This is a genomic window from Rhodoplanes roseus (assembly GCF_003258865.1).
Taxonomy (GTDB): Bacteria; Pseudomonadota; Alphaproteobacteria; order Rhizobiales; family Xanthobacteraceae; genus Rhodoplanes; species Rhodoplanes roseus.
In genome coordinates, this window is sequence record NZ_NPEX01000303.1 from 1 (window position 1) to 6,492 (window position 6,492).

Genomic DNA, 6,492 nt, shown 5'->3' on the forward strand with positions numbered 1-6,492 from the left:
GCGCGGCCGCGCGTCGGGTGAGAGTCCTTCTCCCCTCGGGAGAAGGTCGGAAAAGGAGTCCTCACCTCGCCTTGTCGAGGCAGCGGTCGAGCTCGGCCAGGGCGGCCGGGAGGCCGGCGAGGTCGAGCTCCCAGCGGCGGTCGCCGACCGCGATCGTGGTCGGCCCCGGCGACAGACGGGAGATCAGCCGCCCCGCTTCCGGCCCACGCGCGTCGCGCGAGCCGACCGCCGGCCCGGTGACCTGGACCGGGATGGTGTCGACCACCCGCCCGTTCTGGGAAAAGCTCATCTCGCCGACGCCGGGCGCCGGCGGCTGCGTCTGGTCGACCACCATCACCACGGTCTCGGGGCCGCTGCGCACGATGGTGAGGCCGAAGGTGTGCGGCGTCTGGCCGGCTTTTCCGGTCGAGCACACCTTGGCGCCGTCCGGATGGCTGCGCAGCTCGGTGAGCCAGCCGCCGTCGGTGCGCCAGGCGCCCTGCAGCGCGCCTTGCGCCTGCGCCGGCAGCGCCAGCGCCGCGAGGGCGGCCGCCGCCAGCATCGTCGTCCGTATGTCTCTCACGTTCGTCTCCCTCGGGTCTCTCAGCCCCGCTTGGCGGGCAGGTAGGGGGCGACCGCGTGGGCGAGGCCCTCGGTGGTCAGCGTCTGCAGCCACACCTTGCCGGGACCGGTGAGGCGCGCCAGGAACAGGCCGTCGCCACCGAACAGCGCGTTGCGGATGCCCTTGATGGTGGTGATCTCGAAGCCGACGGTCTGCTCGAACATGCCGACATGGCCCGGATGCACCAGGAGGCTCTGGCCGGCCTCCAGCCCGTAGGTGACGATCTCGCCGCCGAGCTCGATCCACGCCGTGCCGCTGCCGCCGATGCGCTGGAGCAGGAAGCCGGTGCCGCCGAACAGGCCGCCCAGCGCGGTCTGCGCCGCCGTGGCGATCTCGATGCCCGGGGTGCCGCAGACGAAGCCGTGCCGGTGCGCCAGCATGGTGCGGTCCGGCGTCACCTCGATCTCCATGATGGCGCCGGGCAGGCGCGCCGCGAAGCCGACCAGGCCGGAGCCGCGCCCCGCCTCGAACCGCGTCGTGAACAGGCCGCCGCCCGAGACGGCGCGGCTGACCAGCCCCCACACGCCGCCGCCGCCGGCGCCGCCCATCGAGGTGGTCATCGTGATGTCGCCCGACATCCAGGAGAGCTGGTCGGGGACGCCGACGACGGCGTCGCCGGCGTCGAGCGCGATCTCGAGAACCGGAAGTGTCGTGCCGATGATCTTGGATTGCATTGCCGGGTCCGTGCGGTTGCGAGGATGTGCGCGAAGACTAGCCGGGCGGTCCCAAAAACGTGCTTCCCACACGAGTCAAATCTTATCGATCGGCGCGAAAAGCATGGTCGTACCAGCAGGAACTCCGGCGCGCGCAAGCCGTTGAGGTGTCGGAATGCTGCGGGAGTGATCCCATGGACGCCGTCTTCACCCGGTTCTCGAATCTGATCGCACGCGTCGCCGGCAACGCGGCGAGCTTCGTGATCTGCTGCCTCGTTGTCCTGGCCTGGGCCGTCTCCGGGCCGGTGTTCCACTTCTCCGACACCTGGCAGCTCGTCATCAACACCGGCACCACCATCGTGACGTTCCTGATGGTGTTCCTGATCCAGAACACCCAGAACCGCGACGGCGCGGCGATCCAGGCGAAGCTCGACGAGCTGATCCGGGTCAGCGCCGCCTCCAACACGTTCATCGGCATCGAGCACCTGCCGCAGGACGAGGTGGAGCATTTCCGGAAGCGCTGCGAGGCGGCGGCCGACGAGGCGGTCACCCGCGCCGGCGAGCTGTCGCGCAAGGCGGCCGAGCGGGCGGTCTGACGAGCGACACGCCGAACGTCCTCTCGGCGACGTACACGGACTGTCGATCTCGGCCGCCCCACAGTTGAACGGCCAGGCCGCAGCGCGCTCCTCTTGTGCAACGGGCTAATCCGATCGGGTAATTACTTCCGATCGAAGCTTGGTCTTCCGCACGTCTGTCGTTCTTGGGATGGCGGGGCGTCGACGGGGGAAAACAAGTATTAATTCAATTGACCCAAATATGATCCGGCGACCGCAAATCTTACCACTATCGTGATTCGCATGGCTCCGCGTCGAGCGTGCGAAGTAACTCCCGGACGCTCCCAAGGCCTGTCCGGGAGACACGACGGTTCCATTCTCCGCACCCGGGGCATCAGAGTGTCACTGCAATGTCGTGGATCATCGGCTCCGAATGTGGGTCGAACTCGCCGCGGTATTCACGGCGATCTGCGTGGTGATCGGCGCGACGCGCTGACATCTACAGCGCGGTGTCGACCCTCGACGCCACGTCGCCAGAACGGCCCGGGCCTTTTTGTCGGCCGGCGACCGGTCGCGGGTCCCCGGCCACGATCGATCGAACGACCGACACGGTCACGTCCGGGCCTTCTCCGGGCGATCAAGTGATCGAACCGGCCAATCGATCTGGCGAGCAACCACGACCTTCGGGTGAGAAGCGGACCGCCCTGCCTGTGCGAGCGACGCGCGCAGGTCGTCGATTAATACGAATGTATCGAGTCGACGAATACTCCAAAAGCGACCGTCGCCCTGTATATGGTTGTTCGATGAAATCGATTTTTAAATGATTTGAATCAGAACTGAGACTACGGCCTTACCTGTTTCTCGTTCGAGGCTGCTTTCGCCGGCACCCGTCGTGCCCGGCACGCGTACGCTGATCCCGCGGCCGATCGCCGAGGGCAGCCTGGAATCCACTCAGTTCCGGATCCGCGACAGCGGAGAACCGGCCCACGCTTCACGCGGCCCTGGCGGCCGCGCGAGCATCTGCGCGTCTGCTGGAGACCATCCATGTCGTTCCTATCCAGAATTCGGATCCTCCCGAAGATCCTTGGCGTCATCCTTCTGCTCGCCGCGGTCGCCGGTTTCGGCGCCTGGTATTCGGGCCAGCAGATGAACGCGATCGATTCCGGCTACTCCAAGTTCCTCGGCGCCGAGGCGACGGCCCGGACCGCCAATGCCCGCCTCAATCGCGGCCTCTACCAGTACGAGATGTATCTCTACCGCCTCATCGCCGAGACCAGCGACGAGGAGATGAAGAAGCTGCCGGCCCAGATCGACAAGGCCGCGGCCTTCGCGATCGAGCAGGCCGAGCTCATCAAGACGCGGCTCCCCGGCATGGCGACGCGCTACCAGCAGATCGAGACCGAAATCCGCAGAATCACGAACCTGGGCAAGCCGGTGGTCGAACTCGCCTTGGCCAACAAGAACGACGAGGCGACGGCGCTGCTGCGCACCACGATCGACCCGCCGCTGCAGAAGGTGATGGAGAGCGCGTCCGGCTATGCGGTCGAGATCGAGCATGCCATGAAATCGGGCACCGAAAAGCTCTCCGAGAGCAGCGCCGGCGCGATCATGACGTCCTATCTGATCATCGGCTGCGGCGTCGGCATCGCCTTGGTGATCGCCTTCCTGGTCGCGCAGTACGGCATCGCGCGGCCGATCACGGATCTCACGGGGGGCATGCGCCAGCTCGCCGACGGCAAGTTCGACGTGGTGCTGGCCGGGCTCGGCCGCAAGGACGAGATCGGCGACATCGCCGGCGCCGTCGAGGCGTTCAAGATCAAGGCGGCCGAGAAGGCCCGGGCCGAGGCCGAGGCGAAGGCCGAGCAGGACCGGCGTGCCGCCGCCCAGCGCAAGCTCGAGATGACCAAGATCGCCGACGGCTTCGAGGCCGCGGTGGGCGAGATCATCGAGACGGTGTCGTCCGCCTCGACCGAGCTGGAGGCCGCCGCCGGCACGCTGACCCGCACGGCCGAGACCACCCAAAACCTCGCCACCCGGGTCGCCTCCGCGTCCGAGATCGCCTCGACCAACGTCCAGAGCGTCGCCTCGGCCAGCAACGAGATGGCCTCCTCGGTGCACGAGATCTCGCGCCAGGTGCAGGAGTCGAGCCGCATCGCCAACGAGGCGGTCCGGCAGGCGGAGAAGACCGACACCCGCATCAACGAGCTGTCGGTGGCGGCGAGCCGCATCGGCGACGTGGTCAAGCTGATCACGGCGATCGCCGAGCAGACCAACCTGTTGGCGTTGAATGCCACCATCGAGGCGGCACGCGCCGGCGAGGCCGGCAAGGGCTTCGCCGTCGTCGCCAACGAGGTGAAGGCGCTCGCCGCGCAGACCGGCAAGGCGACGGGCGAGATCTCCAGCCAGATCGGCGCCATGCAGGCGGCGACCAGCGACTCGGTGACGGCCATCAAGGAGATCGGCGGCACCATCGGCAAGATCGCCGAGATCGCCGCGACGATTGCGGCCGCCGTCGAGGAACAGGGCGCCGCGACCAACGAGATCGCCCGCAACGTCCAGCAGGCCTCGTCCGGCACCACCGAGGTCGCCACCAACATCACCGAGGTCGACCGCGGCGCCGCCGAGACCGGCTCGGCCTCCTCCCAGGTGCTGTCCTCGGCGCAGTCGCTGTCGAGCGAGAGCAACCGCCTCAAGCTCGAGGTCGGCAAGTTCCTGAACACGATCCGGGCCGCGTAACCGCCCCACCGGCGCGGTCTTCGACAGAGCGGCCACAACCGCCGATCTCACGACCCCGATGTCCTTCGCCCGGGCCAGAACGGCCCGGGCTTTTTTTGCCCGGGGCGCGCCGTCGCGCACTCGGCCACACTCCGTCGAAATACTGACGCTGTCTCGTCCCGGCTCTCGCCAGACAGGCGATCCTGCCGATGCGGCTAATCTGATTTCTGAGAAAACCGCGACCTTCGGGTGGGGTGTGCGTCCTGCTCGGCGCGTCCGCCGTCGCTCGCAGGTTTTCGACTAATACGAATGTATCGTCCTGGCGAATACTGGAGACGCGCCGTCAGGCCGTAAGTGTCTGTTCGTTGAAATCGAATTTTAAATGATTTGAATCAGAACTGACTCCACGGCCGTACGTTCGCACCTTCGTGGCCGCCGCCAGGCACCCCTCGTGCCGCCCGCGTAAGCTGCTCCCCCCGGTCCATCGGCGGACGCAGCCTGGAATCCATCTCGTCCCGGTGTCCGCAAGCTCGGACGACGGTCCCGATCGACGCGGCCTCGCGGCCGCGAAAACACCTGCGCGCCCGCTGGAGACCACCGATGTCCATCCTGTCTCGAATCCGCATTCTGCCGAAACTTCTCGCCGTGATCTCCCTGCTCGCGGTCGCCGCCGTGATCATCAGCGTGATCGCGCTCGACGCGCTCGCGACCCTGCACGACGTCAGCAATCAGGCGGCATCGGCCGGCGCCAAGAACACGCTGTCGTCGCAGCTCAACATCAACATGCTGGCGATGAACCGGGCCGAGTACCGGATCAACGCGCAGCCGCGCCCCGACGTCATCCAGGACGCGCTGGGCCGCATCGATCGCGAGCGCAAGCAGTTCGGCGAGCGGCTCGACCAGTTGAAGAGTCTCGCCACCACCGAGCTCGACCGCCGCTTCGTCGCCGAGTTCACGCCGCTCGCCGACACTTACATGAAGGAGCTCGACGTCACCATCGACGTGGTGCGCAAGATGTCGAGCCCGCCCACGGCCGAGCAGCTCGAGCGCCTCGGCAAGGAGGCCGTCGCCAGTCGCCTCGCCCAGGAAAAGGCGCGCGACCGCACCCGCGAATATTTCACCGAACTCGGCAAGCAGGTGAAGGAGCTCTCGGCCAAGGCCGAGGCCACCGCCACCAACGGCCGCAACACCATCATCACGGTGGCGGCGGTGGGCATCCTCGGCGCGTTGGCGCTCGGCTTCTTCATCGGCCAGTTCGGCATCGCCCGGCCGATCGCGGCCTCGGTGGCGAGCCTGCAGACGCTCGCCAAGGACGACTTCTCGATCGACATCGCCGGCTCGGAGCGTGGCGACGAGGTCGGCGACATCGCCAAGGCGGCCCTGGTGTTCAAGCAGAACGGCCTCGACAAGCAGCGCATGCAGCGCGAGCAGCAGGAGGCCGAGAAGCGCGCCGTGCACGAGCGCAAGGCCGAGATGACGAAGATCGCCAACGGCTTCGAGGCCGCGGTGGGCGAGATCATCGAGACGGTGTCGTCCGCTTCGACCGAGCTCGAGGCCGCCGCCGGCACGCTGACCCGCACGGCCGAGACCACCCAAAACCTCGCCACCCGGGTCGCCTCCGCGTCCGAGATCGCCTCGACCAACGTGCAGAGCGTCGCCTCGGCCAGCAACGAGATGGCCTCCTCGGTGCACGAGATCAGCCGCCAGGTGCAGGAGTCGAGCCGCATCGCCAGCGAGGCGGTCCGGCAGGCCGAGAAGACCGACACCCGCATCGGCGAACTGTCGGTCGCAGCGAGCCGCATCGGCGACGTGGTCAAGCTGATCACGGCGATCGCCGAGCAGACCAACCTCCTGGCCCTCAACGCCACCATCGAGGCGGCGCGCGCCGGCGAGGCCGGCAAGGGCTTCGCCGTCGTCGCCAACGAGGTGAAGGCGCTGGCCGCCCAGACCGGCAAGGCGACCGGCGAGA

Annotated in this window: 5 protein-coding genes; 3 read left to right on the forward strand and 2 right to left on the reverse strand. The window is 67.6% G+C overall.

Translation table 11 applies throughout. The features are described from left to right. Positions 1–61 precede the first annotated feature (61 nt). Both CH341_RS26440 and CH341_RS26445 read right to left on the reverse strand, forming a co-directional pair. Positions 62–562, reverse strand: coding sequence for a hypothetical protein (locus tag CH341_RS26440; protein ID WP_146604632.1), 501 nt, complete (start codon positions 560–562; stop codon positions 62–64). Positions 563–582: 20 nt separating this feature from the next. After that, entirely contained in the window at positions 583–1,275 is a 693-nt protein-coding gene (locus CH341_RS26445) for a TIGR00266 family protein (protein WP_111421950.1), read from the reverse strand. Between the two features lie 173 nt (positions 1,276–1,448). Here CH341_RS26445 and CH341_RS26450 point away from each other — a divergent pair, with 173 nt between their 5' ends. The 3 genes from CH341_RS26450 to CH341_RS36250 all read left to right on the forward strand — a co-directional run. Continuing rightward, entirely contained in the window at positions 1,449–1,850 is a 402-nt protein-coding gene (locus tag CH341_RS26450; RefSeq protein ID WP_111421951.1) for a low affinity iron permease family protein, read from the forward strand. A 1,002-nt stretch (positions 1,851–2,852) separates the two neighbouring features. Beyond that, on the forward strand, positions 2,853–4,544 hold the full coding sequence (locus CH341_RS26455) for a methyl-accepting chemotaxis protein (RefSeq protein WP_111421952.1): 1,692 nt from the start codon (positions 2,853–2,855) through the stop codon (positions 4,542–4,544). A gap of 579 nt (positions 4,545–5,123) precedes the next feature. Next, the coding region (locus tag CH341_RS36250; protein WP_111421953.1) for a methyl-accepting chemotaxis protein at positions 5,124–6,492 on the forward strand (1,369 nt) is incomplete at its 3' end.